Genomic DNA, 24,818 nt, shown 5'->3' with positions numbered 1-24,818 from the left:
AACGGTGGGGGCACTGTTGCCCTAGTCCAGCCGGTCCGCAAGCCAGTTGCGCAGAAGAAAATGCGCAATCGCCCCCTTGCGGGCAGGAAGCATCTCCGGGTTGCGCCCGGCAAAGGCATCGGCGACCTCCTCGCGGCTGACCCAGCGCGCGGCTTCCAGTTCGGCGGGATCGAGCGTGATCTCCTCGTTCAGCGCCTCGCCGTGGCAGCCGATCATCAGCGAGGCCGGAAACGGCCAGGGCTGGCTGGCGAGATAGCGCACCGGCCCGACGGTGATACCCGCCTCTTCGGCAACTTCGCGACGGACGGCGGCCTCGATCGTCTCGCCCGGCTCGACGAAGCCGGCGAGGCAGGAATACATCCCCTGCGGCCAGCCGTGCGAGCGCCCGAGCAGGCAGGAGTTGCCGCGCGTGATCAGCATGATGACCACCGGGTCGGTGCGCGGGAAATGCTGCCCGCCGCAGGACGGACAGATGCGCTGCCAGCCCGCCATGAAGACATCCGACGCCGCGCCGCAACGGGCGCAGAAGCCGTGCGTCGCGTGCCACTGGCGGATCGCCTTGGCCGTCGCCGCCAGTTCCGCGTCGCGCGGATCGAGACGGGTCAGCAGGGTGCGCAATTCGACGAAACGCTCGCCCTCGGCCAGCGCGGGGTGCACCTGTTCGCTCTGGTCGAGGAAACTGCCGAGCGCGGCGGTGTCGAGCCCGGCGGGCACCCAGGCGGAAATGTCGTGGGCAAAGACGGCCTCCCCCGCTTCGCGCCCGAGCAGCACCGGCTCGGCGCGGGCCTCGGCAAGCACGGGGTGGTCGAGCGGCAGCCGCACCAGGTCGGGGCGGTCCCCGCGCACCAGCGGCTTGCCGCGCCAGAGCACGACCGTGCGCGCGCCGGGGGACTGCATCGCCGCCGCAAGGGCCGGAATGTCGCCGCGTATCTCCGCCGCCCGATCAAGGCCGGACCCACCGAAACTCACCTCTTCCGCATGACGCATCGTCACCTGCTCCCCACCATTTCGCACAGTCCTGCCACGCGCCCCGGCCCGTGGCAAACGGGTTTCACCCCTGCGCAAACACGCAAATAAACTCCCCTCAAGGTTGTGCATCGGCAATTTTCCGCCGTAAGTGTCATTCAGCTGCCGGAAAAACGGTCTAGGCTCACTGCACGACTCACGCAGGGAGTGATCCGATGACCCGATTCCGACAGTCCGAACTAACCCGCCGTTCGTTCCTGGCGGGCACAGCCGCAGGCACCGCCTTGATCGCTTTGCATCCATACTCCGCCTATGCTGCCGCCAACCAGGCGCATCTGCGGATCATGGAAACCACCGATCTGCACGTGCACGTCTACCCCTACGATTATTATTCGGACAAGCCGGTCGACACGGTCGGGCTGTCGCGCACCGCCTCGATCATCCGCGGAATCCGCGCCGAGGCGACGAACTCCATGCTGCTCGACAACGGCGATTTCCTTCAGGGCAACCCGATGGGCGACTACATCGCCTACGAGCGCGGCATGAAGGAGGGCGACCTCCACCCGGTCATCAAGGCGATGAACGCCGTCGGCTTCGACGCCGCGACCGTCGGCAACCACGAATTCAACTACGGTCTGGATTTCCTGATGAAATCCGCCGCCGGGGCCTCCTTTCCCATCGTGCTCGCGAACCTTGCCACGAAAAAGGGGGCCACCGCGCGCGAGGACAAGACGCTGTTCAAGCCCTACGTGATCCTCGACCGCGAGGTGGCGGACGGCAGCGGCGCGACGCATCCGATCCGCGTCGGCATCATCGGGTTCACACCGCCGCAGGTGATGAATTGGGACCGCAAGCATCTCGAAGGCAATGTCGAGGCCCGCGACATCGTGGAGACCGCCCGCGCCTGGGTGCCGCAGATGGTCGAGGAAGGCGCCGACATCATCGTTGCCCTGTCCCACTCCGGCATCGGCGCGGCGGAGCATTCCGATGGGATGGAGAACGCCTCGATCCCGCTCGCCGGGGTCGAGGGCATCGACGCGGTGATGACCGGGCACAGCCACCTGGTGTTTCCCTCGCCGACCTATGCCGACTACCCGGCCGTCGATGTCGGGGCCGGGACGATCCACGGCAAACCGGCCGTCATGGGCGGATTCTGGGGCTCGCACATGGGTCTGATCGACCTGCTGCTCGAACGCGACGGCGACCGCTGGCGGGTGGTGTCCTCCAGCACCGAGGCGCGCCCGATCTCGCAACGCAACGAGGACCGCTCGGTCACGGCGCTGGTCGAGGACGATCCCGAGGTGATCGAGGCGGTCCGGCAGGAGCACGAGGAAACCCTCGCCTATGTCCGCCGCGCGGTCGGCAAGACCTCGGCGCCGCTCTATTCCTATTTCGCGCTGGTGGCCGACGACCCCTCGGTGCAGATCGTGTCGAACGCCCAGTCCTGGTACATCGCGCAGATGATGAAGGGCACGGAATACGAGGGGCTGCCGATCCTCTCCGCCGCCGCACCGTTCAAGGCCGGCGGCCGGGGCGGTCCGGACTACTACACCGATGTTGCCGCCGGGGACGTCGCGATCAAGAACGTCGCCGATCTCTACCTCTACCCCAACACCGTCCGCGCCGTGCGGGTGACCGGCGCGCAGGTGAAGGACTGGCTGGAACGCTCGGCCGGAATGTTCAACCGGATCGAACCGGGCGCAGAGGACGCGGTGCTGCTCAACCCCGACTTCCCGAGCTACAATTTCGATGTGATCGACGGGGTCGCGTACCGGATCGACCTCTCGCAGCCGTCGCGGTTCGGCCCCAAGGGCGAGCTTGAAAACCCCGACGCCGAACGCATCGTGAACCTGACCTTCGACGGGGCGCCGGTGGACCCGGAGGCGATGTTCATCGTCGCCACGAACAACTACCGTGCCTCCGGCGGCGGCAACTTCCCCGGCACCGGGGACACCATCGTCTTCGAGGCCCCCGACACCAACCGCGACGTGATCGTCCGCTACATCGTGGAACAGGGCACGATCAATCCGGCGGCGGACGACAACTGGTCCCTTGCGCCGATGCCGGGCACCTCGGTGCTGTTCGCCACCGGGCCCAAGGCGCGGGACTACCTCGGCGACGTCGCCCTGACCATCGAGGATGCGGGCGACACCGACGACGGCTTCGCGCAATTCCGCATCCGGCTCTGATCCGGCGGAGCGGCGCCCTGCGGGGCGCCGCACTGTCTGCCTCCCCGTCGGCCTGCGCCTCCGGCTCGACGGCCGTGGCGGCCTGACGCGCCAGCCCGGCCGATCCGGTCGTGGCGGACCTGCCGGGGCCGTCGGCGCGTCCCGTCAAAGGGAATTTCCCGAATGCCGGGAAATCCGGCAGATCCCCGCCGTTCCGCCCGGGAATTGCGCATCCGGGCCGACCGGGACGCGCGCGCGCCTCGAATCCCGTCCCGTTCTCCGTCGCCGTGATGTCAGGTCCCGCGGACACATCCGACACGGAGGATCCAAGATGTTTCACCGAGCCATTCTCGCCGCCGTCGGCCTGCTCGCCGCCACCGCGGCCCGGGCCGAAACCGACATGCCCTTCGCGCTGGACTGGAAATTCGAAGGCCCTGCGGCGCCCTACTTCGCCGCCATCGACAACGGTCATTTCGCCGACGCGGGTCTTGCCGTCGAGATCACCGCGGGCCAGGGGTCGCTCGACGCGATCCCGAAGGTCGCGACCGGCGCCTTTCCGGTCGGCTTTGCCGACATCAACAGCCTGGTGAAATTCCTCGACCAGAACCCCGGCGCCCCGGTCATCGCGGTTATGATGATCTACGACAAGCCCCCCTTCGCCGTCATCGGACGCAAGTCGCTCGGCGTGGAAACCCCTGCGGATCTCGCCGGCAAGGTGCTCGGCGCCCCGCCCCCAGACGGCGCCTGGGCGCAGTTCCCGATCTTCGCCGCCGAGAACGGTCTCGACATGGCCACGATCACCGTCGAGCCCGTCGGCTTCCCGACCCGCGAGCCGATGCTGGCCGAGGGCAAGGTCGCCTCGATCACCGGCTTCTCCTTCTCGTCCTACCTCAACCTCGTGCGGCTGGGGGTGCCCGAGGACGACATCTCGACCATCCTCATGGCCGATTACGGCGTCGACCTCTACGGCAATGCGATCATCGTGAACACCGACTTCGCCGCCGCCAACCCGGAGCTCGTGAAGGGTTTCCTCGCCGCCGTCGCGGCGGGCTGGAAGGACGCCATCGCCGATCCGGCGGCCGCCACCGCCAGCCTGGTCGAACGCAATCCCGCCGCCGATGCCGAGCTGGAACAGCGCCGCCTGCAACTGTCCATCGACGACAACGTGGTGACCGACTGGACAAAGGCCAACGGCTTCGGCGACGTCGATGACGCGCGGCTGGCCAATTCCATCGAGCAGATCAAGCTCACCTACGAGTTCACGAACGCGCCGGATGCCGGACTCTACTTCACCGACGCCTACCTGCCCGAAGGCGGCTTCCCGCTGGAGTGACACCGCCCCCGGCCCCAGCCCGACACCGGCGGGGGTCCCGACCTGCAAGGCCGCGACATGAACCTCATCGAGATCAAGGGCGTCCGCCACGCCTACAAGACCGCCGACGGTCCGCTGCCCGTGCTCGACGGGCTGGAACTCTGCGTGCCCGAAGGCGGCTTCGTGGCGGTCGTCGGCCCCTCCGGCTGCGGCAAATCCACCCTCACCAAGCTCGTGGCGGGCCTGCTGAAGCCCGACACCGGAGAGGTCCGCCTGCACGGCGAACTGGTGAAATCGCCCCGCTCCACCGTCGGCATGGCCTTCCAGAACCCGGTCATGCTGGAATGGCGCACGATCCTGCAGAACGTCATGCTGCCGCTGGAAATCGTGCCCACCAAGCTGACGAAGGCCGAACAGCAGGACCGCGCCCGCTACCTGCTGACCCTCGTCGGCCTCGCCGGCTTCGAGGACAAGCGCCCCTCGGAACTCTCGGGCGGCATGCGCCAGCGCGCCTCGCTCTGCCGGGCCCTGGTCCACTCCCCCGACGTGCTGATCCTCGACGAACCCTTCGGCGCGCTCGATGCCTTCACCCGCGAGGATCTCTGGCAGATCATGCACGAGGTGAAGGAGAAGGAGCCCTTCACCGGCGTGCTCATCACCCACGACCTGCGCGAATCCATCTTCCTCGCCGACCAGGTGGTGGTGCTCTCGGGCCGCCCCGCCCGCACCCAGTTCACCCTCGACGTGCCGCACCGGGGCAGGCGCGACATCGACACGCTCTACACGCCCGAGGCGGCAGAAATGCTGCACATCCTGCGCCACCAGATCGAGATCGCCCAGGGCCGCGCCCCGGCCGCGGCGCATTGATGCCGGCCCGAAGCACCGCGCCCCGTCTTCTTCTGGCCGCAAATATCCCGGGGGTCCGGGGGCCGGCCCCCGGTCCGACCCATCCATCCGAGTGAAATGCCCGCCATGTCCTTCCGCAAGATCGCCGTCCCGCTCGCCGCCATCGCCCTCTTCCTCGCCTTCTGGGAGGCGCTGGTCTGGCTGATGGGCTGGCCGAACTACAAGATGGCCTCGCCCTCCGATCTGGTCCCCGCCTATGCGCGCTACTGGAACCTGTTCCTGGTCATGGGCTGGCAGACGCTCTGGCGCACGGTCGCCGGGCTGATCCTCGCCATCGTCTTCGGCACCGCGCTCGGCATGGTCATGGGCTTCTCGCGCACCATGCGCGACGCGCTCTACCCGCTGCTCGTCGGCTTCAACGCCGTTCCCAAGGCGACCGTCGTGCCCATCGTGGCGCTGATGTTCGTCGGCTGGCACGATTTCAACACCGTGCTCATCGCCTTCATGATCTCGTTCTTCCCGATCGCCGTCTCGGTCTCCATCGGCCTCTCGACGCTCGAACCCGAATACCGCGACATCCTGCGCTCGCTCGGGGCATCGCAGACCACCATCTTCCGCAAGATCGCCCTGCCCAAGACCCTGCCCGAGTTCTTCGGCGCCCTGAAGGTCGCGGTCACCCTCGCCTTCATCGGCACCAACCTGATGGAGATCGTCTCGCCCCATGGCCGCGGCCTCGGGGCGCTGTTCGATTCCGGCAAGACCAATTCCGATTACCCGCTGATGTTCGCGGTCCTCATCGCGCTCGCCTTCCTGGGGATCGTTCTCTACTACATCGTGGTCGCGCTGGAAAAGATCTTTGCCGGATGGGCCGAACGCCCGGCGGGCTGAAGGGAACACCCCGACCGAACCACCTCCGGTTCCGCGCCGCAAGGTGTTGCACCGGGCAGATCGCACGGGCTGCCGGGACAGGTCTCGCCGGGATCTTTCCCGGATGCATCGCCACGGCCTCCCCAAGGGACCCGATGACAGCCCTCCCCTTGCGAATCCTCTCCGTAACGCCTAGATGACGTCTCGAGAGGTTGGCGCGGGCAGGCACCTCGCCAACCCGGTCAGGTCCGGAAGGAAGCAGCCGTAACGAGCCCCGCTTGGGTCGTTGTCCAGCCTCTCACTTACCCCCCCCTCTTGCAGGCGACGCGCGTCGGACCGGGCCTCGGGCCGTCGACATGCCGTTCGGCAGATGGCGCCGCGAGGCGCGGGCGTTCACGATGCCCGGCGGGTCGGGCCGTCCACGATCATCATGGGACATCCCCTGGAACAGCGCTCCACCCGGCTGTCGATGCCGTAGAGATCGCGGATCATCGCCGGTGTCAGCACCTCCAGCGTCGGACCGGAGGCAAGGATCCGCCCCCCGGCCAGAGCCATCACCGTCGTGCAGGCGCGCATGACCTGGTTCAGATCGTGCAGCGCGAGGATCATCACCGCGCCGGTGTCCTCGGCATAGGCGCGCAGCGACTCGAGCACCTCGTACTGGCGATAGAGGTCGAGCGCGGAGGTCGGCTCGTCCATCAGGACGACCCTGGGCCGCGTGACCAGCGTCTGCGCGATCGACACCGCCTGCCGCTGGCCGCCGGACAGCTCGGTCAGCTGGCGCTCGGCCAGATGGGCGACGCCGAAGCGGTTCAGGATGTCATCGACCGAGGCCAGCTCGGACGCCGACAGCCGCCAACCGCCGCCGTTCTGCTTCAGCGCAAGGATGACGGATTCGTAGACCGTGAGCGCCGCCCCCATCGCCGTGTCCTGGGGCATGTAGCGCAGGTCGCCCTCCTCGGCGCCCACCAGTCGCACAAGGCCGCCGCCGCGCAGCTGGCCCGCAATGCGCCGGAACAGCGTCGACTTGCCCGCCGCGTTCGCCCCGACCAGCGCCGTCAGGGTGCCGCCGCAGATGGCAGGCACGGTTGCATCCGTCAGGATCTCGCGCCGTCCGTAGCGCGCGCCGACCCGATCTAGGGCGAGACTTACCATGACTTGCGCCCCTTCGTGAGGATCAGCGCGGCAAAGAACGGCACGCCGACCAGCGCCGTGATGATGCCGATGGGCAGCACCGCCCCCGGCAGGATCGCTTTTGACAGGACCGAGGTCGCGGAGAGGATGATCGCCCCCGAGAGCATCGCGCCGGGCAGGAAGAACCTCTGGTCCTCTCCCAGCAGCAACCGCGCCACATGCGGGCCGACGATGCCGATGAAGCCGATCGTCCCGACGAAGCTGACCGGCACCGCGGCCAGCAGCGAGACGAGGAACAGCGCCTCAAGCCGCAGCCGTTTCACCGGCACCCCCATCGCGGCGGCGCGGGTTTCGCCGAGACGGATGGCGGTCAGGGCCCAGGCCCGGCGGGCAAAGAGCGGCGTGCAGACCGCCAGGATCGCCGCCGTCACCGCCACCTTGCCCCAGGTCGCCTTGGTCAGGCTGCCCATGGTCCAGAACACCACCGCCGACAGCGCCTGTTCGGAGGCGAAATACTGCAGGAGGGCAAGCGCCGCGTTGAAGCTGAACACCAGCGCGATGCCGAGCAGAACGATGGTTTCCACCGTCACGCCGCGCAGGGTGCTGAGGCCGAAGATCAGCAGCGACGCGGCCATCGCCATGGCAAAGGCGTTGACCGGCACCATGAGCGAGATCATCCCAGGGAACAGCGCCACGCCCAGCACCATCGCCAGCGCGGCGCCGAAACTGGCGGCGGCCGACAGACCCAGCGTGAACGGGCTGGCCAGCGGATTGGCGAGGATGGTCTGCATCTGCGCCCCGGCAAGCGACAGGCTCGCCCCCACCGTGACGGCGAGCATCGCCATGGGCATGCGGATGTCCCAGACCACCACCCGCATCTGGAGATCGACCGAGCCCGGCGCGAAGAGCGTCCGGAGCACATCGGCCAGCGGGTAGCGTGCCGGCCCCAGCGACACGTCCACCGCCAGCGACAGGATCAGAAGCGTCGCGAGACCGGCGAGGATCGCGATGCGCCGGGTCACCAGCGCCCGGTAGCTGGTGGCGTGCGAAGGGTTGGTGGCGAGAGCGGTCAAGATGCCTCCTTGGCGAAAGGACGGCCCCGCGGGGCCGCCCTTCGGCTCAGTTGGTGTTGGCTTCGGACAGCGACACCCAGTAGCCGGGGCGATAGGCGACCGGCAGGAAGCGCGCGTGCAGCTCCTTCAGGGTGGCTTCGGGATCGAGATCCGCGAACAGGTCCGGGTGCAGCCAGGTGGCAAGGCGCTGCACCGCCACGAAGCTGTAGGGGTTGTTGTAGAACTGGTGCCAGATCGCGTGCACCTGGCCGGTTTCGACCGCCTTGACGCCGGTAAAGCCGGGGCGCTCCATCAGGTCCGCCAGCTTCCGCTTGGCCTCGGCCTCGTCCGAACCGGGGCCGACGCCGATCCACTTGCCACCGGGGACGTAGGCCTCCCAGTTGCCGCCGGTCACGACGATCTGATCCGGGTCCGACGCGATGATCTGCTCGGCATTCACCGTGCCGAAGGTGCCGGGAATGAAGGGCGCGGCCATGTTCTCGCCACCCGCCAGCTCGACGAAGGTGCCGAAGTTGCCGTTGCCGAAGGACATGCAGCAATCCTCGGAATATCCGCCGGCGCGCTCCACGAAGACGAGCGGTCGCTCGAGATCGGGCTGCGCCTCGATCACGTCGGTGACCCGCGCGATCTGCTGCGCGTAGAAGTCGTTGAACTCGGCGGCGCGCTCTTCCTTGCCGAAAAGCTGTCCGATGATCTGCATCGACCGGGCGGTGTGTTCGAACGGCTTCTCGCGGAAGTCCACATAGACGATCGGGATGCCGACGCCGGCGAGCTTTTCCTCGTAGCCCGCCTCGTCCGTGGCAACCTTGGCCTCGAGGTTCATGATCATCACGTCCGGGTCCAGCGACACCGCCTGCTCGATGTCGAAGGTGCCTTCCTTGAACCCGCCGAAGGTCGGGATCGCCGCCATGTCTGGGAATTTCTCGGCATAGAGCGCGTAGCTCTCGGGCGCCGCCTGGCGGAGATCGTCGCGCCATCCCACGATGCGCCTGAACGGTTCCTCGCCATCCAGCACCGCGGCAAAGAAGATCTGCCGGCCTTCGCCGAGGATGACACGCTCGACCGGCCCGTCCAGCGTGACCTCGCGCCCGGCGATGTCGGTCAGGGTGACGGGGTCGGCCAGCGCCATGCCGGTCGCGATCAGGGTCAGCGCGGACGCGCCGAGCGCCATTCGAAGGGTCATTCCGAAAGCCTCTCGTTGGGAATTTGCCCCGGCATATGAATTCCGACTTTTTTCGTCAAGAACTAAGTTGACAATTTCTGTCATCTAACGAAAACGGGGCACCGACATTCAGGGGGCCAAGATGAACATCTCTCCGAACCACAACCGCGATCTGCGCGACGACATCCGCGAATACTGGTCCGACCGTGCCGCGACCTTCGATCAGGACCCCGGCCACAGGATCGCCGAGGGCGCAGAGCTGTCCGCGTGGGAGGATCTGTTCCGCCGTCATCTCGGACCGGCCGAGGGCCGCCGCCTGCTGGATCTCGCCTCCGGGACTGGCGAAATCGCACGCCTGACCCGCGGCCTCGGGTTTCATGTCACCGGGCTAGACTGGTCGGAACGGATGCTGGACCGGGCGCGGTCAAAGCTGCCCGACGTGACCTTCCTTCAGGCGGATGCCGAACGCACGATGCTGCCCGATGCCTGCATGGACGTGATCGTGACGCGGCACCTCGTCTGGACGCTGGTCGATCCGCAAGCGGCCTTTGCCGAATGGCACCGCGTCCTCGTACCCGGCGGCCGGATCCTCGTGGTGGACGGGGATTTCGTGAACGGAAGCTGGCTGACGCGGCTGCTGGCGGGCCTGCGCGCTCCCGCCCCCGCGCCTTCGCGGCAGCGGCATCAAGAGATCCTGCGGCGGGTGCATTTCTCCGGCGGGGCGCGCGCGGAGCTCGTGACCGACCTGCTGGCGGGGGCGGGGTTTGCCGGGCTCCGGATCGACAGGCGGCTCGGCCGGATTCACCGCGCCCAGGCCGCCCAACTCGGCTGGCGCCGCTCCCTGATGCGCAATATCGAGCACCGCTACGCCATCAGCGCCACGAAGCCCGCCGAAGGCTAGGCGTTGCATCGCCGCAAGTCGTCGCGGCGGGCCGCGCGATTTCGCCCGTGGTCAATTCCCGGGCAGGACGGGCGGAAAGAAAGCGTTCCGCCGCGCGGCACACCCCCTTCCCCGGCTGCACGAGGCCACGGCCCCCGTCATGCGGACGCAATGGCTTGAGCCCGTGCCGGCGGGCTGCAATATCGGCGGCAAGTTCGTCGTGACGCGGGACGGTTCGGAAAACCCGCCGCGTCACGCGCCCCTCGAAACCTGCCGGGTGCCCGCATGAAGGATCTCGATTTGAACAGTCTCGCTTTCGACTTCGCCGAGCTGACGCCGAAGGAGCGCTACAAGCTGCTGATCGGCACGGTGATCCCGCGGCCCATCGCGCTCATCACCACCCTGTCCGAAAAGGGCGTGCCGAATGCCGGGTCCTTCAGCTTTTTCAACATCCTGACCCATGATCCCGCGATCATGGCGGTCGGGATAGAACACAAACCCGACGGCACGCCCAAGGACACCGCCGCCAACATCATCGCCACCGGCGAATTCACCGTCCACATCTCGGACCACGCGCTTGTCGACCAGATGGAGATCTGCTCGATCAAGTTTCCCGCCGACGTGGACGAGCTTCAGGTGGCGGGCCTCGAAACCGCACCGGGCGAAACGGTGCGCAGCCCGCGCATCGTCGCCGCCCCGGCTGCGTTCGAATGCCATCTGGTGCAGACCGTGCCCGTCACCCCCGCCCGCACCATCGTCCTCGGAGAGGTGAAGCGCATGTTCGTGCGGGAAACGCTGGTCGATCCCCAAACGCTCTACGTCGACCAGATCGGCATCGACGCGGTCGGGCGCCTCGGCGGACACCTCTATGCGCGCCAGCGCGACCAGTTCGAGCGGGTAACGCCCACGGTCGACGCCTTCCGCGCCCGGGCGAAGACCGCGGGCTGACCTTGCCTTGCCCACCGGCGGGCGCCCCTGCCCCCGTTGCGCGGTGCCTAGCTCAGCGCAAAGGTCGGGTGCCCCGACAGGTCCGCATCGGACGGCAACTCCGCCCTCAGGATGGTTCCGCTGTCGGATTCCGTGATGAAGAGCGTGCGCAGGTCCGGCCCTCCGAAGGCGCAGTTCGTCGTGCCGAGGCCGCGCGGCGAGCGGATGACCGCAACCGGCCGCCCCAGCGCATCGTGTACCCACACCAGCCCCATGCCGGTCTGGCAGACCACCACGCCGTTCTGCGCGGTCAGAGCGAGCCCGTCCGGCCCCGCGCGCCCGCCCGAAAACTGCAGGAACAGCCCGGCCTTGTTCACCCGCCCGCTGGGCGAGAGCGGCAACCGCCAGACCGCGTTGGCGCGCGTGACCGCGAGGAAGAGCACATGTTCGGCAAGGTCGAGCACGAGGCCGTTCGGGCTCGGCACCTTGTCGATCAGGCAGGTGAGCTGTCCGGTCTCCGGCTGCCAGCGGTACACGCGCCCGGTCGGGTCCTGAAGGCCGGTCTGGCCCTGATCGGTGAAGTAGAGCGCGCCGTCGCGGCCGAAGTGCAGGTCGTTGCAGCCCTTGAACCCCTCGGTGTCGCAATCCCTCAGGGCGTGCGACACCTCGCCCGTGGTCGGGTCGAGCGTCATGATCCCGTTCTGGAAATCGGCGATGAAGATGCGTCCGTCGGCATGGATCTTGAGCCCGTTCGGCTGGCCCTCGTATTCGGCCACCTGAACCACGTTGCCCTGCGGATCGGCGCGGAAGACCCGCCCGAAGGGGATGTCGACGAACCAGAGGTTGCCCTGCCGGTCGAAGGACGGACCTTCGACGAAGCTGTCCACCGTCGCGCCGCGCCGGTTGCGGTCGGCCCAGTACGAGGACACGCCGGGACGGCGCAGGGCGGCGGGAAGTTCGGCAAAGACCTCGGCGTCGATCACCAGTGGGTCGGGAAAGGGATAGGACATCGGATCACCCCAGCGTCAGGGAAGGAAAGAACAGCGCGATCTGCGGCACCGCGATCAGCAGCAGCATGAAGGCCACGATGATGACGAAGAACGGCAGCGTGCCCATGATGACATCCTCGACCGTCACGTTGTCCGAGGACCCCGCCACCACGAAGAGGATCACCCCCAGCGGCGGCGTAAGCTGCCCCAGCTCCACGAGGATCACCACGAAGACGCCGAACCAGATCGGGTCGACCTGCATCGCCACCAGCGCCGGGAAGATCACCGGCACGATGATCGCGATCATGCCCAGCCCCTCCATGAAACAGCCGAGAATGGCGAAGGTCACCATGATGACGAGCAGGAAGGTCAGCCGCGAGACGTTCGCCTCGTCCAGGAACGACACGAGGTGTTCGCCCACCTGCGACAGCGCCGTGGCATAGGCGAAGATCATCGAGGTGAAGACGATGAACAGGATGTTGCCGCTCATCGTTGCGGTGCGGGCCAGCGCCCCGGTCAGCAGGGTCAGGCTGAACTTGCCGTAGATGGCCGAGATCAGGATCGCGCCGACGACGCCCACCGCGCCCGCTTCGGTCGGGGTGGCGAGGCCGCCGTAGATGCTGCCGAGGACGATCAGGATCAGCAGCAGGAACGGCAGGATGTCGAGCAGCGCCGCGCCGAGTTCGCGGGGCGTCGCCCGCGTGGTGTCGCGCGGTGCGAGCGCGGGGTTCAGCGTGGCGCGCAGGGCGATGAAGCCCATGTAGAACAGCGCCAGCACGATGCCCGGCACCAGCCCCGCCGCAAAGAGCCGCGCGATCGAGGTTTCGGTGAAGGTGGCGTAGATGATCATGGTGATCGAGGGCGGGATCAGGATGCCGAGCGTGCCGCCCGCCGCCAGAGACCCCGAGACGAGGCGCAGGTCGTAGCCGCGCCGCCCCAGCTCCGGCAGGGCCACGGTCGACATGGCCGCCGCCGTCGGCGCGCTGCCGCCCGAGATCGCGGCAAAGATGCCGCTGCCCGCGATATTGGTGTGCAGCAGCCCGCCCGGCAGCCGCCGCACGAAGGGCGCGACCCCGTTGTAGAGCCGCGTCGACAGGCCCGATCCGAGCAGGATCTCGGCCATCAGCACGAAGAGCGGAATGGCGGCGAGGGTAAAGCTGTTCGACGCGCCCCAGCTCACGATGCCGAGCGCCTTCCACCCGGCAAAGCCCTTGAGCAGCCAGACATAGAACAGGCCCGCGCCCGCGACGGCGAACTGCACCCACATGCCGCCGAGGATGAGGCCGATGAGAAGCCCGAAGGCGAGAAGCGCTTCCATCAGTCTTCCCCCCTCGGCGTCCGGCCGCAGAGCAGGAACTGCTCGACCAGGAAGGTGGCGATGAGCAGGAAACCCACCGGCAGCAGAAGCTGCGGGATCCACAGGGGCGTGCGCAGGACCGTGGGCGCGAACTTGCCCCGCGACAGCGAGCTTGCCATCAGGTCGTAGCCCTTCCACGCCAGCACCGCGCTGATGACCAGCGCGGTGACGACGAAGAGGCGCAGCACGATGCGGCGGGTGGCGGGTGCAAACCGTTCGAACAGGAAATGCACCTGGAACAGCGACCCCGAGCGCAGGGCCAGCGCCGCGCCGAAAAAGGTCAGCATCACCACGGCATAGCCGGTCAGCTCCTCCGCGAAGCCGAGCGAGACGTTGGCGAATCCGCGCAGCATCGCCTCGGTGCAGACCAGCAGGACCAGCGCCACGAGGACGGCGCCGGTCAGCACTCCGGTGATGCGCGCCAGAAGGTCGAAGGCGGGACCGGCCGATGCCGGTCCCCTTGAGGTGTCGGGAGTCATGTCACTTGCCGATGGCTGCGCGGACGGTCGCCAGCGCCTGTTCGTATTCGGCGCCGTTTTCCTGCGCCCAGGCTTCCCAGAACGGCGCCAGCTTTTCGCGCGCGACGGGCGCATCCCCGGCCGCGGCCTCGGTGATGGTCATGCCGGCCGCGGTTTGCGCCGCCATCTGGTCGGTTTCGTCGACGAGGAATGCCGCGGTGATCGCCGCGCCTTCCTCGCTGACGATCTCGCGCAGCCGGGCCTGCGTGTCGGCACTCAGCGCGTCGAAGGCGTCGGCATTGGCGATGATCATGGAGTTGCCGTAGTTCACCGCGAAGCGGTAGTTGTAGGGCAGGAATTCATGCCAGTTCTTGGCCCCGCCCGCGCTGGCCGTCAGCACGCCCTCGATCACGCCCCGTTCGAGCGAGGTCGGAACCTCGCTGCCCGAGAGCGTGATCGCCGCGCCGCCGAAATCCTCGACGAAGCGGCCCTGCTCGGGCGAGGTGACGCGGATCTTGTGCCCGGTCAGGTCGTCGAGGCTGTCGATCTCGAAAGTGGTGAAGATGGTCTGCTCGGGGTAGCGGTAGCCGCCCAGCAGAACCACGCCCTGCTGCGCGAAGGCGTCGATCAGGACCGGCTCCATCGCGGCATAGGCCTTGTTCCACTCGTCGTCGGTCTCGATCAGCATCGGCAGGTTCAGGATGCGCGCGATCGGCACGTTGCCGGAAAAGAAGAAATCCGCCGCGAAGTCGACGATTCCGTCACCCACCGCCTGGGTGATGTCGGACGAGGCGATCTGCAGCGTCTTGCCGAGGTGCACGGTGATCGTCAGGTCGCCGCCGGTCTCTTCGGCGACACGGTCGGCGATCCGGTTCATGCCCTTGACGGCGGCGGTCGTCGAGACCGCGGAATAGGTGTAGCCGGTCCAGTCCGCCGCCTCGGCGGCCAAGGTGGATGCGGTCAGGACGGCGAAAGCGCCCAGGATGGGATGGGTCATGTGGTCTCTCCTCCATTGAAGTCTTTGTTGATCTGTCGGGGAATGTCACCCCGGTCGTGCCGGGGCGACATGCGGGGTCAGGTTTGCCGTGCGGTGCCGCGGCGCCCGAGGATGCGCCGCTTGAGGCCGGGTCCGAAGACCACCGCCAGCGTCATCGCGACCAGGACGAGGCTGGTCGGGTTCCGGAACAGGATCGACCAGTCGCCGCGCCCGATCCGCAGGGCAAGGCGCAGGTTCTCTTCGGCAAAGGCGCCGAGGATGAGGCCGAGCACCACCGGCGGCAGCGGAAAGTCGAGCTTGTCCATGATGTAGCCCACCGCGCCGAAGCCGAGCATGAGGTAGACGTCGAACATCCTGCCGTGGATCGAGTAGACCCCGATCAGCATGAGCACGATGATGACCGAGCCGAGCAGCGGGCGGGGCAGTTTCAGCACCTTGGCAAAGCTGTTGGTGGCAAGCGAGCCGCCGAGGAAGAACAGCAGGATCGCGCCGAACAGGAACTGCCACATGAAGCCGAAGACGATGTCGGGATTGTCACGGAACAGCATCGGCCCCGGTTGCAGCCCGTGGATCAGCAGCCCGCCCAGCATGACCGCCGCGACGGCGGTGCCGGGAATGCCCAGCGTCAGCGCGGGGATCAGGGCCGAAGCGGTGTCGGCGTTGTTCGCCACTTCCGCCGCCGCGACGCCCTCGGGTTCGCCCTTGCCCCAGGTCTCGGGGGTCTTCGAGGTGCGGCGCGCCTCGTTGTAGGACATGAAGGCCGCCATCGAACCGCCGGCGCCGGGCAGGATGCCGATCCAGATCCCGAGGATCGAGCCGCGCAGCCAGGTCTTCCGGAACCGCGCCATGCGCGGCAGCGTGCGCCAGATCGGTTCGGTGCCGAGGCTTTCGTTGGCGGCCTCGGTCTTGAGAGGCGATTCCAGCAGGTCGATGACCGGCGGCAGGGCGTAGAGGCCGACCAGCAGTATGACGATGCTGATGCCGTCCAGCAGTTCGAGCTGACCGAAGGTGTAGCGGTCGGTGCCGAAGATCGGGTCCGATCCGACGACCGAGACGAAGACACCGAAGCAGGCGCTGATGAGGCCTTTGACCACGTTCCCGCCGAGCAGGAAGATGATGCTGCAGAGGCCGAAGACCGCGACCCAGAACACTTCGGAGGGGCCGAAGAGCAGCGTGACCTTCGACAGCGGCGGCGCCAGCAGCATCAGCGCGATGGCGCTGGCGATGCCGCCGATGCAGGACGACACGACCGCGACCTGCAGGGCAAAGCCGCCCTCGCCCTTCTGCGCCATCGGGTAGCCGTCGAAGCTGGTGGCGACGGCGGCGGGCGTGCCGGGGATGCGCAGCAGCACGGCGGGGATGGCACCGCCGTACATGGCGCCGTTGTAGATCCCCGCCATCAGGCCGAGCGCGACCAGCGGCTCCAGCCCGAAGGTGAAGGGCACGAGGACCGAGATCGCCATGGTCGCGCTGAGGCCCGGCAGGGCGCCGACCACGATGCCGGCGACGACGCCGATGACCACGGCAAGGAAATTGGTGAGGCTCAGGACCTCGGGCAGGGCGTGGAAGAGTTCGGAATACATGGCGTCCTCACAGCGACCAGAAACGGCCGGTCGGGAAGTCCCGGGACATGGCGAGGCCGAAGATCAGCCAGATCGAGGCCAGGACGATGAGCGTGGCGATGGCAAGGCCGAGCGGGTGGCGGTAGCCGAAGACGCGCGCCACCAGCGGGACGGACAGCGCCGTGCTCGGGTAGAAGCCGATCAGGTCGACGGCGACGGCATAGAGCACGATGAGCCCGAAGGCACCGAGGACCCGACCCGGGGCCTTCATCATCGGTTGCGCCGCCTCGCCCGCGGCGGCCTTGCGCTGGTCCTTGACCAGCATGATCGCGGCAAGGATCAACAGCCCGACGAGCATGGCAGCCGGCAGCAGCGCGGAAATCGGGCGCAGGCCGGCGGCGGGGATGAGCAGCCCGGCAGAGACGGCGATCAGGCCGATGGCCGTCAGGGTCTCGGGCCGGACAAGACTGTGGTTGCGGTGGTCTGGCATGGCGGTTTCTCCGTCAGGGGAGGGACCGGGCGAGGGTCTCCCCCCGCCCGATGCCGGTCAGTTCCAGGGCGTGGTTTCCCAGACGGTCCTTGCGAGGTCGAGCACCTCGGCGTTGAGCGCCTCGAAGTCGGGGCCGACCTTGATCTCGACCGGGTTTGCGGTCGCGGCCATGGCGGCGAGGAACTCCTTGTCCTCCCCGAGCCTGGCAAAGGCCTCGAGCAACCTCGCCTCGACATCCGCGGGCAGGCCCGCCGGCGCCACGAAACCGCGCATGGAACCGCCGGTCAGCTCCAGCCCCTGTTCCTTGAAGGTCGCGATGTCCGGCGCGAATTCCGACCGCTTTTCCATCGCGACACCGAGGATGTTGATCGAATCCTGGAACTCGGCCACTTCGGAGACGTTCAGGATGCCCATGGCGACGTGACCGCCCATCAGCGCCGTCCGCGCCGGGGCGGAGCCCTTGAACGGCACGATGGTTAACTCCGAACCCGTGATGTTCTGCAACTTGGTGAGCAGGAAGTGGTCGTCGCCGCCGAGGCTCGACATGCCGACGGTGACCGCGCCCGGCTCGGCCCTGGCAGCCTCCAGCAGCTTGTCGAGCGTGTCGAGACCGCTGTCCCGGGCGGTGACGATCACGTTCGGATCGTTCACCACGTTGGCAAGGTAGGTGAAGCTGTCGGCGGAATAGCCCGCCTCGCGGTCCAGCGTCCGCGCCATCATGCCGGGCAGGTTGTAGGTGCCGATGGTATAGCCGTCGGGCGATGCGTTGGCGGTTTCGGTCACGCCGATCTGGCCGCTGGCGCCGGGGACGTTCTTGACCACGAGGCTGGCACCGTCACCAAGATACTTCTCGATGAAGGGGGCCGCCGTGCGGGCCATCACATCGGTGCCGCCACCGGCGTCGAAGCCGACGATGACCTCGACGGGCTTTTCGGGATATTCGGCCCGCGCCGCGCCTGCGGCCAGGACCAGGGCGCCGATGAGCACCGGAATCCGGATGGTGTCGCGCATGTTACTCCTCCTTTTCATGCATTGGGGTCAGTCGTTCGGAAAGGCGCAGCCACGCGCGCGCAGCGCCGCGTCGACCCAGGCGCGGTCGTTCGTGCCCGCCTCGATCTCCTGCATCTGCCTGGCTTCGGCGGCCTGCTTGGTCTCGGTCCGTCTCAGGATCTCTTCGGCCCCGGCGAGCGGAATGGCGAGCACCCCGTCGGAATCGCCGATGACGATGTCGCCGGGCTCGATCACCATGCCGTCGAGGCTGATCGCCGTGTTGATCTCGCCGGGGCCGTCCTTGTAGGGGCCGCGATGGGTCACCCCGGCGGCAAAGGTCGGCAGGTTGGTCGCGACAAAGGCATCCGCATCGCGGATCGCGCCGTTGAGGACAAAGCCCGCCACGCCCCGCTTGACCGCGTAGGCCAGCATCAGCTCGCCCATCAGGGCGTTGGTCAGATCGCCGCCCGCGTCGCAGACAATCACGTCGCCGGGCCGGGCCATGTCGATGGCCTTGTGCAGCATCAGGTTGTCGCCGGGCCGCGCGCGGACGGTCAGCGCGACCCCCGCCATGCCGCCGGAGGCGTGCATCGGGCGCAGGGTCGGCCCGGCAGCGGTCATGCGGTGCATCGAATCCGAGACATTGGCGACGGGCAGCCTTGCAAAGGCCGCGACCAGCGCGTCCGGCGCGGCCTGCTTGCGGTTGAGGATGCGGAATCCGGTGGACATGGCTCAGTCTCCTGCCTTGACGAGGGGGGCGCCTGCCTCGGGGAGCAGGGCGCGGTTGACGATGCGCTCGGGGGCGACGGGCCGGCCTTCGAGGATCTGGAGGATGCCGCGCACGGCATCGACGCCGACACGGGCCCCGGCCTGCCGCGTCACCCCGCCGATATGCGGGGTCAGCACGATGCGCGGTTCGGCAAAGAACGGATGATCCGGGGCGGGCGGTTCGACAGCGAAGGTGTCGAGCCCCGCGCCCGCCAGTTGACCGGAGGCGATGGCGGCAAGCAGCGCATCCTCGTCGATCAGCCCGCCGCGCGCCGTGTTGACCACATAGCTGCCCTCGGGCATCCGCGCGATGGCGCCGGCATTCAGAAGGCCGCGGGTCTGGTCGTTGAGCGGGCAATGCAGGCTCAGCACGTCGGACTGCGCGAGCAGATCCTCGAAGCCGGCGCAACGCGTGGCGCCGATGGCCTCGAAGGCGGCATCGGGCGCGAAGGGGTCATGGCCGTAAAGCTTCAGCCCCAGCCCGGCGGCGATTCGCCCCGTGGCCTGCGCGATGGCGCCCATTCCCACGAGCCCCAGCCGCGCCCCGAGCAGTTCGCGCCCGAGGAACCCCGGCTTTTCCCAGCGTCCCGCCCGCAGCCCGGCATCCAGCGGCAGCACCCGCTTCACCGTGGCCAGCATCAGCGCGACCGCATGTTCGGCGACCGAAACCGCGTTGGCGCCGGTGGCGACCAGCACGGGAATCCCCCGCCGCGACGCCGCCGCGACGTCGATGTTGTCGACGCCGACGCCATGCTTGGAAATCACCCGCAACCAGGGTGCGGCGTCCATCACCGAGGCATCGAGGCGCCCCATCCGCGACACGATGCCTTCGGCCCGGCTCCGGACCAGGTGCTCCGCGATCACGGCGCTGTCGGCATAGGGCGGAGTATGGACGGCCTCGAAGCCGTGATCCTTCATCAGCTTCACGGCGCCGGGGTCAAGGTCGGGCCCTGTCACGAGGATGGTCTTCATGCATACGTCTCCTGGCTCCTGCCCCGAGGGGCAAGGCGATCGTCGGTCTGGTTTTCGGTGGGTCGACCGTGCCCGTTTCCTCCCGGCAGGCGCGGTCCGTCTCCTCTCCCGAAGCAGATAGAGCAAAGATCATCTTAACAAAAACGAATAAATCTGGTTCACTGATTAAGAAAAACTGGATTTGATGATGGACACCCGCCAACTCAGGACCCTTGTCGCCATCACCACGCATGGCACTTTCGCCCGTGCCGCCGAGGTGGTGAACCTCACGCCGTCGGCGGTCAGCCAGCAGGTTCAGGCGCTGGAACAGGAGCTGGCCGTCCTGCTCTTCGAACGCAAGTCACGCCCGCCCAAGCTGACCCCGCAGGGGATGCAGGTGCTTGAAATGGCTCAGGGTATTCTGCGCCTCGAAGAGGACACCAAGACCAGCCTGCGCGGCGACCGGATCGCCGGAACGCTGATGCTCGGCTCGGTCCGCTCCAGCGCGCTGAACCTCCTGCCGAAGGCGATCGTGCAGATGCGCGACAGCTATCCGCTGCTCAAGACCAACCTGCGGGTGTCGCTTTCGGCCACGCTGATCGCCGATGTCGCCTCGGGCCGGCTCGATGCGGCCATCGTCGCGGAGCACGTGGCGATTCCGCCGACCCTGCGCTGGAGCCCCTACATGCGCGAACCACTCTGGCTGATCGCGCCGGAAAGCACCGATGCGGCCGACGCCGCGCAACTTCTGGCCCGCAGCCCCTTCATCCGGTTCCGCAGCCCGGTTCCGCTGGCCAACCTCATCGACACCGAGATCTCCCGCCTCGGCATCGCCACCAACGACGTGGCCGAGATGGACACCATCGGCTCCATCGTGACCTGCGTGCGGCAGGGCATGGGCGTGTCGGTCGTGCCGCATGTGGCGCTGCAGGAACCGGAGGACCGGCGGCTGCTGCGCCTGCCCTTCGGACAGCCGCAGGTCACGCGCAAGATCGGCATCGTGGAACGGATCGTCTCGCCCAGGGCAGAGATCATCGCGCGCCTGCACGCCGTGCTCGCGCAGCTTTGCGGGGAACACGGCGTGGCGCGGGACAGCCCCACGGGCGATACCGGCGCCTAGCCCCGCGCGGGGCGCGGCGTCAGCCCTTCGTGCGCTCCGGAAAGGCCTTGGACCGCGCGACCCGCCAGCCGTTGCCCACATGCGAACGCAGCAGCGCACCGAGCAGCTTGGCATCGCGTTCGGCAATGGCGATCATGATGTGCTGATGTTCCAGCACCGCGCGGGCCCAGCGCTCCGGGGTCCTGTTGCCGTCAAAGCGGTAACGGGCGAAGCGGTCGATCAGGTTCGACAGGGTTTCCGCCAGCAGCGGATTGCGTGCTCCCTGCATGATCCGCCGGTGGATCTCCTGGTTGACCTTGAAATAGCCCAGCAGGTCGCCCGCCGCGTGATGCGTGCCGAGGTCCTGCGTGAGGGCCGACAGCGCCTCGATTTCCTCGTCGGTGATGTGCTGGCACAGCAGCTCGCCCGCCAGCCCTTCGAGCGTGGACATCACGATCATCGCATTGTCGACATCCTCGGCGCTGACCGGGGTGACGATGGCCCCGCGGTTCGGCTGAAGAGTCAGGATCCTCTCGACTGCAAGCACCTTGAACGCCTCGCGCAGGGGGGTGCGCGAAATCCCCAGCCGCCGGCAGGTCGCGACTTCGGGGATCCGGTCGCCGGGCTTGAACTCGCCCTCGATGATGCGGTCGCGCAGCCAGTTGGCGACGCGGCTGTGCTGGCTCTGCTGACCGGCACCGCCGACAGCGGCGGCCAGGCCGTTTTCCTCCTCGAACGCTGTTTCGGTCAACGGCTCCCCTCCTCCGGAATTGCATGCATCCTACTGAACTCTCGGCGGGCTTCCAATGAATAATACCCGTTATTGCGTGCAATCCTGACATATTTTTCCGAAATTACCGAGTTTTTGGTTTGACTGACACCGTTTTGCATGCATTTTGGAGATGAGGACGCGATCCGCCAGGGGCCGGGAGGCCCGGACAGGTCGCGCAAAGGGAGGATTACATGCCATCACCAACCGCCGGTCGCCCGGCGGCGGACCTGCGCCTGCGGGCGGTCCGCTTGCTGGAACTTGCCCTGTTCGCATTCTGCGTCGTCCTGATGGTCGCGCTGTTTCTCGTCATCATCGTGGCGGTGTTTTCCAGGGCCTTCGGAAACTCCCTGCCGTGGTATGACGAGGTCGCCTCGGTCGGGCTGGCCTGGCTGACCTTCTACGGCAGCGCGCTCGCGGCGCTGAAATCCGCGCACCTGAACTTCGACGCGCTGCTGCGCCCCCTGCCCCCCGGTGCCCGGCGGGCGGTGTTCCTGCTCTCCAAGGCGATCACCGTCGCCTTTTTCGCCGCGATGGCCTGGGCCGGCACCTACCTGCTGCGGGTCTTCGGCTCCGAGACCCTGACCAGCCTCGACTGGGTGCCGCTCGCGCTCACCCAGTCCGCACTGCCGGTCGGCGCCGCCCTCTTCATCCTCGCCGAACTGCTGACCCTGCCCGAGAGCCTCGCCAACGTCGGCCGGCACCACCCCGAACATGCCGAGCCGCTGTCATGACCATCCTGATCGTCATTCTCGCCATCTTCCTGGTCTGCGCCCTCGGCGTGCCGATCGCCGTGTCCATCGCCGTCGTCGCGCTGGTGGGGATGCTGCTCGAAAGCGGCGACCTCGCGCTCTACAACGCCGCGCTGGCGATCTACTCGGGCGCGGTCAGCTTTCCGCTCATCGCCATTCCCCTGTTCATCCTCGCGGGGGCGCTGATGAACACCTCGGGCATCTCGCGGCGGATCATCGGCTTCACCTCGGCGCTGGTCGGGTTCGTGCGGGGCGGGCTGGCGATGGTCAACGTCGTCGCCTCGATGTTCTTCGCCGAGATCTCGGGCTCCGCCGTGGCGGATTCCGCCGCCCTGGGCTCGATCCTGATCCCCGAAATGAAACGGCGCGGCTACAAGGCGGCCTTCGCGGCGGCGGTCACCTCGTCCTCGGCCTCGCTTGCCATCATCATCCCGCCGTCGCTGACCATGATCCTCTACGGCGCGGTGGCCGAGACCTCTATCGTGCGGCTTTTCGTGGCCGGCGTGGTGCCGGGCCTGCTGGGCGGGTTCATGATGATGGGCGTCTGCTACTGGGCCGCCGTGCGCTACGATCTGCCGCGCGACGGTGCCTTCAGCCTGCGCCGCCTGTGGCTGGCCTTCCGCGAGGCGTTCTGGGCGCTGACCCTGCCGCTCATCATCCTCGGCGGCATCTTCGGCGGCTTCGTGACCGCGACCGAAGGCGCCGCCCTCGCCGTGCTGGCCGCGCTGGTCATAGGCTTCGGCGTCTATCGCGAACTCGACCTCCGGCTGCTGGTGGACTCCCTGCGCGAGGGCATCATGCAGACCGCCGTGGTGATGATGCTGGTCGCCGCCTCGGCGGTGCTGGGCCTCTACCTCACGCAGGCGAAGATCCCCCAGCAGATGACCGAGCAGATCCTCGCCCTGACCGACAACCGCTTCGTGGTGCTGGCCCTGCTGAACGTTCTGCTGCTGCTCATCGGGATGTTCCTGCACGGCGCGGCGGCGATCATCCTCGTGGTGCCCATCGTCCTGCCGCTGGTGCGCGAGATGGGAATCGACCCGATCCAGTTCGGCATCATGCTGACGCTCAACCTCGCCATCGGCCAGCAGACGCCGCCGGTGGCCTCGGTGCTCGCCACCACCTGCTCCATCGCCAAGACCGACATGATGACGGTGACCCGGGCCAACCTGCCCTTCATCGCCGTACTTCTCGTGGTGCTGATCCTCGTGACCTACGTGCCCGCCGTTCCGCTTTCGCTGGTGCACCTGGTCTACGGCGGCTGAGGCATTCCGATCAAACCGGCGGCCCGTCCGCCATGTCCAAAGGGAGGAAACCGGACATGAAACACCTGATTGCAGCACTACTGACAGCGGGATCGCTGGGGGCCGGGGCGGCAGAGGCCCAGACCGAGATCGTCTTCGGCATCAGCACGCCGCTCGGCGCCATGGGCCAGCAGTCCGGCCAGCGCTTCACCGACCTGGTGAACGAAAAGCTCGAGGGCGTGGCCCATGTGGATTACTACCACTCCGACCAGCTCGGCTCGGACAAGGATCTGATGCAGAAGCTGAAGCTCGGCGCCGTGAACCTCACGCACATGTCCTCGGTCATGCCGGGCTACGTGCCCGAGACGGCGATCTTCGACATGCCCTTCCTCGTGAAGGACCGCGCCCACGTCGAGGCCATCGGCGGCGCCTGGCTGGACGAACGCCTCGCGCCCGCCTTCGAGGCCAAGGGCTACAAGCTCATCGCCTTCTGGGAAAACGGCTTCCGCCAGATCACCAACAACGTGCGCCCGATCGTCACGCCCGCCGATCTCGACGGGGTGAAGCTGCGGACGCCGAACAGCCAGTGGCGCGTGCGCATGTTCGAGACCCTCGGCGCGAACCCGACGCCGATGCCGTTCTCCGAGGTCTTCGTCGGACTCCAGACCGGCGCGATCGACGGGCAGGAGAACCCGCTGACCCACATCGCGGCGAACCAGCTCAACGAGGTGCAGAGCTACCTCTCGCTGTCGAGCCACGTCTACAGCCCGGTGTTCCTCATCACCACCACCCGCCAGTGGGACGGCTGGCCCGAAGAGGTCCGCACCGCCATCGAGGAGACTGCCGAAGAGATCCGCCCCTGGATCTACGAAACGGTGGACAAGGCCGACGGCGCCCTCGTCGACGAGCTTGCCGCAAAGGGGATGGAGGTGAACGAGGTCGACCGAGCCGCCTTCGTCGCCGCCTCCGCCCCGGTCTACGAGGCCTTCGATGCCGAGATCGAGGGCGGCCAGGCGATGATCGACGAGATCCTGAAGCTGGCCGACTGACGCCCCTT

General features: G+C 67.6%; 24 protein-coding genes and 1 other RNA gene. 11 read left to right on the top strand and 14 right to left on the bottom strand.

Annotation, left to right across the window (positions count from 1 at the left end; genetic code table 11):
* Nucleotides 1-21: 21 nt before the first annotated feature.
* Nucleotides 22-987 carry an NAD(+) diphosphatase gene (gene nudC / locus ACN0RJ_RS19095; RefSeq protein WP_417725290.1) on the bottom strand — a complete coding sequence of 322 codons (966 nt, stop codon included), beginning with the start codon at nucleotides 985-987 and terminating at the stop codon, nucleotides 22-24.
* Between the two features lie 194 nt (nucleotides 988-1,181).
* On the opposite strand from nudC, the gene ACN0RJ_RS19090 reads away from it, so the two are divergent.
* The 5 genes from ACN0RJ_RS19090 (at nucleotide 1,182) to ffs (ending at nucleotide 6,463) form a co-directional block, all read left to right on the top strand.
* Complete coding sequence (locus ACN0RJ_RS19090) at nucleotides 1,182-3,155, top strand: bifunctional 2',3'-cyclic-nucleotide 2'-phosphodiesterase/3'-nucleotidase (RefSeq protein ID WP_417721532.1); 1,974 nt, start codon at nucleotides 1,182-1,184, stop codon at nucleotides 3,153-3,155.
* A gap of 310 nt (nucleotides 3,156-3,465) precedes the next feature.
* Complete coding sequence (locus tag ACN0RJ_RS19085; RefSeq protein ID WP_417725289.1) at nucleotides 3,466-4,467, top strand: ABC transporter substrate-binding protein; 1,002 nt, start codon at nucleotides 3,466-3,468, stop codon at nucleotides 4,465-4,467.
* A gap of 57 nt (nucleotides 4,468-4,524) precedes the next feature.
* Nucleotides 4,525-5,313 (top strand): ABC transporter ATP-binding protein, encoded by a 789-nt coding sequence (locus ACN0RJ_RS19080; RefSeq protein ID WP_417721534.1) that lies wholly within the window; start codon nucleotides 4,525-4,527, stop codon nucleotides 5,311-5,313.
* A gap of 105 nt (nucleotides 5,314-5,418) precedes the next feature.
* Nucleotides 5,419-6,180, top strand: coding sequence for an ABC transporter permease (locus ACN0RJ_RS19075; RefSeq protein ID WP_417721535.1), 762 nt, complete (start codon nucleotides 5,419-5,421; stop codon nucleotides 6,178-6,180).
* A 184-nt stretch (nucleotides 6,181-6,364) separates the two neighbouring features.
* Nucleotides 6,365-6,463, top strand: an RNA gene (gene ffs / locus ACN0RJ_RS19070) — signal recognition particle sRNA small type.
* 89 nt (nucleotides 6,464-6,552) lie between these two features.
* Here the strand turns inward: ffs and ACN0RJ_RS19065 are convergent.
* From ACN0RJ_RS19065 to ACN0RJ_RS19055, 3 genes are read right to left on the bottom strand one after another with little or no spacing between them, the layout of a single operon-like run.
* Nucleotides 6,553-7,314 (bottom strand): ABC transporter ATP-binding protein, encoded by a 762-nt coding sequence (locus ACN0RJ_RS19065; protein WP_417721536.1) that lies wholly within the window; start codon nucleotides 7,312-7,314, stop codon nucleotides 6,553-6,555.
* Nucleotides 7,308-8,366 carry a FecCD family ABC transporter permease gene (locus ACN0RJ_RS19060; RefSeq protein ID WP_417721537.1) on the bottom strand — a complete coding sequence of 353 codons (1,059 nt, stop codon included), beginning with the start codon at nucleotides 8,364-8,366 and terminating at the stop codon, nucleotides 7,308-7,310. The genes ACN0RJ_RS19065 and ACN0RJ_RS19060 overlap by 7 nt, the downstream gene beginning before the upstream one ends.
* A gap of 46 nt (nucleotides 8,367-8,412) precedes the next feature.
* Nucleotides 8,413-9,549: an ABC transporter substrate-binding protein gene (locus ACN0RJ_RS19055; RefSeq protein WP_417725288.1), complete on the bottom strand. Its 1,137-nt coding sequence runs from the start codon at nucleotides 9,547-9,549 to the stop codon at nucleotides 8,413-8,415.
* A 121-nt stretch (nucleotides 9,550-9,670) separates the two neighbouring features.
* On the opposite strand from ACN0RJ_RS19055, the gene ACN0RJ_RS19050 reads away from it, so the two are divergent.
* Both ACN0RJ_RS19050 and ACN0RJ_RS19045 read left to right on the top strand, forming a co-directional pair.
* Nucleotides 9,671-10,429, top strand: a complete 759-nt coding sequence (locus tag ACN0RJ_RS19050) for a class I SAM-dependent methyltransferase (RefSeq protein ID WP_417725287.1) — start codon at nucleotides 9,671-9,673, stop codon at nucleotides 10,427-10,429.
* Nucleotides 10,430-10,693: 264 nt separating this feature from the next.
* Entirely contained in the window at nucleotides 10,694-11,356 is a 663-nt protein-coding gene (locus tag ACN0RJ_RS19045) for a flavin reductase family protein (RefSeq protein WP_417725286.1), read from the top strand.
* A 47-nt stretch (nucleotides 11,357-11,403) separates the two neighbouring features.
* Here ACN0RJ_RS19045 and ACN0RJ_RS19040 read toward each other — a convergent pair whose 3' ends face one another.
* From ACN0RJ_RS19040 to ACN0RJ_RS19000, 9 genes are all read right to left on the bottom strand, one after another.
* Entirely contained in the window at nucleotides 11,404-12,345 is a 942-nt protein-coding gene (locus tag ACN0RJ_RS19040) for an SMP-30/gluconolactonase/LRE family protein (RefSeq protein ID WP_417725285.1), read from the bottom strand.
* 4 nt (nucleotides 12,346-12,349) lie between these two features.
* Entirely contained in the window at nucleotides 12,350-13,642 is a 1,293-nt protein-coding gene (locus tag ACN0RJ_RS19035) for a TRAP transporter large permease (RefSeq protein ID WP_417725284.1), read from the bottom strand.
* Nucleotides 13,642-14,160, bottom strand: a complete 519-nt coding sequence (locus ACN0RJ_RS19030; RefSeq protein ID WP_417725283.1) for a TRAP transporter small permease — start codon at nucleotides 14,158-14,160, stop codon at nucleotides 13,642-13,644. The genes ACN0RJ_RS19035 and ACN0RJ_RS19030 overlap by 1 nt, the downstream gene beginning before the upstream one ends.
* A gap of 1 nt (nucleotide 14,161) precedes the next feature.
* Nucleotides 14,162-15,136, bottom strand: coding sequence for a TRAP transporter substrate-binding protein DctP (gene dctP / locus ACN0RJ_RS19025; RefSeq protein ID WP_417725282.1), 975 nt, complete (start codon nucleotides 15,134-15,136; stop codon nucleotides 14,162-14,164).
* A gap of 77 nt (nucleotides 15,137-15,213) precedes the next feature.
* Nucleotides 15,214-16,719: a tripartite tricarboxylate transporter permease gene (locus tag ACN0RJ_RS19020; protein WP_417725281.1), complete on the bottom strand. Its 1,506-nt coding sequence runs from the start codon at nucleotides 16,717-16,719 to the stop codon at nucleotides 15,214-15,216.
* 7 nt (nucleotides 16,720-16,726) lie between these two features.
* Nucleotides 16,727-17,188 (bottom strand): tripartite tricarboxylate transporter TctB family protein, encoded by a 462-nt coding sequence (locus tag ACN0RJ_RS19015; protein ID WP_417725280.1) that lies wholly within the window; start codon nucleotides 17,186-17,188, stop codon nucleotides 16,727-16,729.
* 57 nt (nucleotides 17,189-17,245) lie between these two features.
* Nucleotides 17,246-18,199 carry a tripartite tricarboxylate transporter substrate binding protein gene (locus ACN0RJ_RS19010; protein WP_417725279.1) on the bottom strand — a complete coding sequence of 318 codons (954 nt, stop codon included), beginning with the start codon at nucleotides 18,197-18,199 and terminating at the stop codon, nucleotides 17,246-17,248.
* Nucleotides 18,200-18,226: 27 nt separating this feature from the next.
* Nucleotides 18,227-18,907, bottom strand: a complete 681-nt coding sequence (locus ACN0RJ_RS19005) for an RraA family protein (RefSeq protein WP_417725278.1) — start codon at nucleotides 18,905-18,907, stop codon at nucleotides 18,227-18,229.
* 3 nt (nucleotides 18,908-18,910) lie between these two features.
* Nucleotides 18,911-19,918, bottom strand: a complete 1,008-nt coding sequence (locus ACN0RJ_RS19000) for a hydroxyacid dehydrogenase (protein ID WP_417725277.1) — start codon at nucleotides 19,916-19,918, stop codon at nucleotides 18,911-18,913.
* 184 nt (nucleotides 19,919-20,102) lie between these two features.
* Here ACN0RJ_RS19000 and ACN0RJ_RS18995 point away from each other — a divergent pair, with 184 nt between their 5' ends.
* A complete protein-coding gene (locus tag ACN0RJ_RS18995) occupies nucleotides 20,103-21,017 on the top strand; it encodes a LysR substrate-binding domain-containing protein (RefSeq protein ID WP_417721550.1) in 915 nt (304 codons plus the stop codon).
* Between the two features lie 19 nt (nucleotides 21,018-21,036).
* Here the strand turns inward: ACN0RJ_RS18995 and ACN0RJ_RS18990 are convergent, their stop codons facing one another.
* Complete coding sequence (locus ACN0RJ_RS18990) at nucleotides 21,037-21,747, bottom strand: GntR family transcriptional regulator (RefSeq protein ID WP_417721551.1); 711 nt, start codon at nucleotides 21,745-21,747, stop codon at nucleotides 21,037-21,039.
* 212 nt (nucleotides 21,748-21,959) lie between these two features.
* On the opposite strand from ACN0RJ_RS18990, the gene ACN0RJ_RS18985 reads away from it, so the two are divergent.
* The 3 genes from ACN0RJ_RS18985 to ACN0RJ_RS18975 are packed head-to-tail and all read left to right on the top strand — an operon-like array spanning nucleotide 21,960 to nucleotide 24,810.
* On the top strand, nucleotides 21,960-22,499 hold the full coding sequence (locus ACN0RJ_RS18985) for a TRAP transporter small permease (protein WP_417721552.1): 540 nt from the start codon (nucleotides 21,960-21,962) through the stop codon (nucleotides 22,497-22,499).
* Nucleotides 22,496-23,782, top strand: coding sequence for a TRAP transporter large permease (locus ACN0RJ_RS18980; protein ID WP_417721553.1), 1,287 nt, complete (start codon nucleotides 22,496-22,498; stop codon nucleotides 23,780-23,782). The genes ACN0RJ_RS18985 and ACN0RJ_RS18980 overlap by 4 nt, the downstream gene beginning before the upstream one ends.
* 56 nt (nucleotides 23,783-23,838) lie before the next feature.
* Nucleotides 23,839-24,810 carry a TRAP transporter substrate-binding protein gene (locus tag ACN0RJ_RS18975; protein WP_417721554.1) on the top strand — a complete coding sequence of 324 codons (972 nt, stop codon included), beginning with the start codon at nucleotides 23,839-23,841 and terminating at the stop codon, nucleotides 24,808-24,810.
* Nucleotides 24,811-24,818 lie beyond the last annotated feature (8 nt).

It is taken from the genome of Salipiger sp. (assembly GCF_048261495.1).
Lineage (GTDB): Bacteria > Pseudomonadota > Alphaproteobacteria > Rhodobacterales > Rhodobacteraceae > Salipiger.
Note: the sequence above shows the minus strand (reverse complement) of the source record. Positions and strands in the feature narration are given on the sequence as shown.

Excerpts from the sequence above, each read along its gene's own strand:
- nudC (WP_417725290.1), bottom strand. The coding sequence starts at position 987 with ATGCGTCATGCGGAAGAGGTGAGTTTCGGTGGGTCCGGCCTTGATCGG.
- ACN0RJ_RS19090 (WP_417721532.1), top strand. The coding sequence starts at position 1,182 with ATGACCCGATTCCGACAGTCCGAACTAACCCGCCGTTCGTTCCTGGCG.
- ACN0RJ_RS19085 (WP_417725289.1), top strand. The coding sequence starts at position 3,466 with ATGTTTCACCGAGCCATTCTCGCCGCCGTCGGCCTGCTCGCCGCCACC.
- ACN0RJ_RS19080 (WP_417721534.1), top strand. The coding sequence starts at position 4,525 with ATGAACCTCATCGAGATCAAGGGCGTCCGCCACGCCTACAAGACCGCC.
- ACN0RJ_RS19075 (WP_417721535.1), top strand. The coding sequence starts at position 5,419 with ATGTCCTTCCGCAAGATCGCCGTCCCGCTCGCCGCCATCGCCCTCTTC.
- ACN0RJ_RS19065 (WP_417721536.1), bottom strand. The coding sequence starts at position 7,314 with ATGGTAAGTCTCGCCCTAGATCGGGTCGGCGCGCGCTACGGACGGCGC.
- ACN0RJ_RS19055 (WP_417725288.1), bottom strand. The coding sequence starts at position 9,549 with ATGACCCTTCGAATGGCGCTCGGCGCGTCCGCGCTGACCCTGATCGCG.
- ACN0RJ_RS19050 (WP_417725287.1), top strand. The coding sequence starts at position 9,671 with ATGAACATCTCTCCGAACCACAACCGCGATCTGCGCGACGACATCCGC.
- ACN0RJ_RS19045 (WP_417725286.1), top strand. The coding sequence starts at position 10,694 with ATGAAGGATCTCGATTTGAACAGTCTCGCTTTCGACTTCGCCGAGCTG.
- ACN0RJ_RS19040 (WP_417725285.1), bottom strand. The coding sequence starts at position 12,345 with ATGTCCTATCCCTTTCCCGACCCACTGGTGATCGACGCCGAGGTCTTT.
- ACN0RJ_RS19035 (WP_417725284.1), bottom strand. The coding sequence starts at position 13,642 with ATGGAAGCGCTTCTCGCCTTCGGGCTTCTCATCGGCCTCATCCTCGGC.
- ACN0RJ_RS19030 (WP_417725283.1), bottom strand. The coding sequence starts at position 14,160 with ATGACTCCCGACACCTCAAGGGGACCGGCATCGGCCGGTCCCGCCTTC.
- dctP (WP_417725282.1), bottom strand. The coding sequence starts at position 15,136 with ATGACCCATCCCATCCTGGGCGCTTTCGCCGTCCTGACCGCATCCACC.
- ACN0RJ_RS19020 (WP_417725281.1), bottom strand. The coding sequence starts at position 16,719 with ATGTATTCCGAACTCTTCCACGCCCTGCCCGAGGTCCTGAGCCTCACC.
- ACN0RJ_RS19015 (WP_417725280.1), bottom strand. The coding sequence starts at position 17,188 with ATGCCAGACCACCGCAACCACAGTCTTGTCCGGCCCGAGACCCTGACG.
- ACN0RJ_RS19010 (WP_417725279.1), bottom strand. The coding sequence starts at position 18,199 with ATGCGCGACACCATCCGGATTCCGGTGCTCATCGGCGCCCTGGTCCTG.
- ACN0RJ_RS19005 (WP_417725278.1), bottom strand. The coding sequence starts at position 18,907 with ATGTCCACCGGATTCCGCATCCTCAACCGCAAGCAGGCCGCGCCGGAC.
- ACN0RJ_RS19000 (WP_417725277.1), bottom strand. The coding sequence starts at position 19,918 with ATGAAGACCATCCTCGTGACAGGGCCCGACCTTGACCCCGGCGCCGTG.
- ACN0RJ_RS18995 (WP_417721550.1), top strand. The coding sequence starts at position 20,103 with ATGATGGACACCCGCCAACTCAGGACCCTTGTCGCCATCACCACGCAT.
- ACN0RJ_RS18985 (WP_417721552.1), top strand. The coding sequence starts at position 21,960 with ATGCCATCACCAACCGCCGGTCGCCCGGCGGCGGACCTGCGCCTGCGG.
- ACN0RJ_RS18980 (WP_417721553.1), top strand. The coding sequence starts at position 22,496 with ATGACCATCCTGATCGTCATTCTCGCCATCTTCCTGGTCTGCGCCCTC.
- ACN0RJ_RS18975 (WP_417721554.1), top strand. The coding sequence starts at position 23,839 with ATGAAACACCTGATTGCAGCACTACTGACAGCGGGATCGCTGGGGGCC.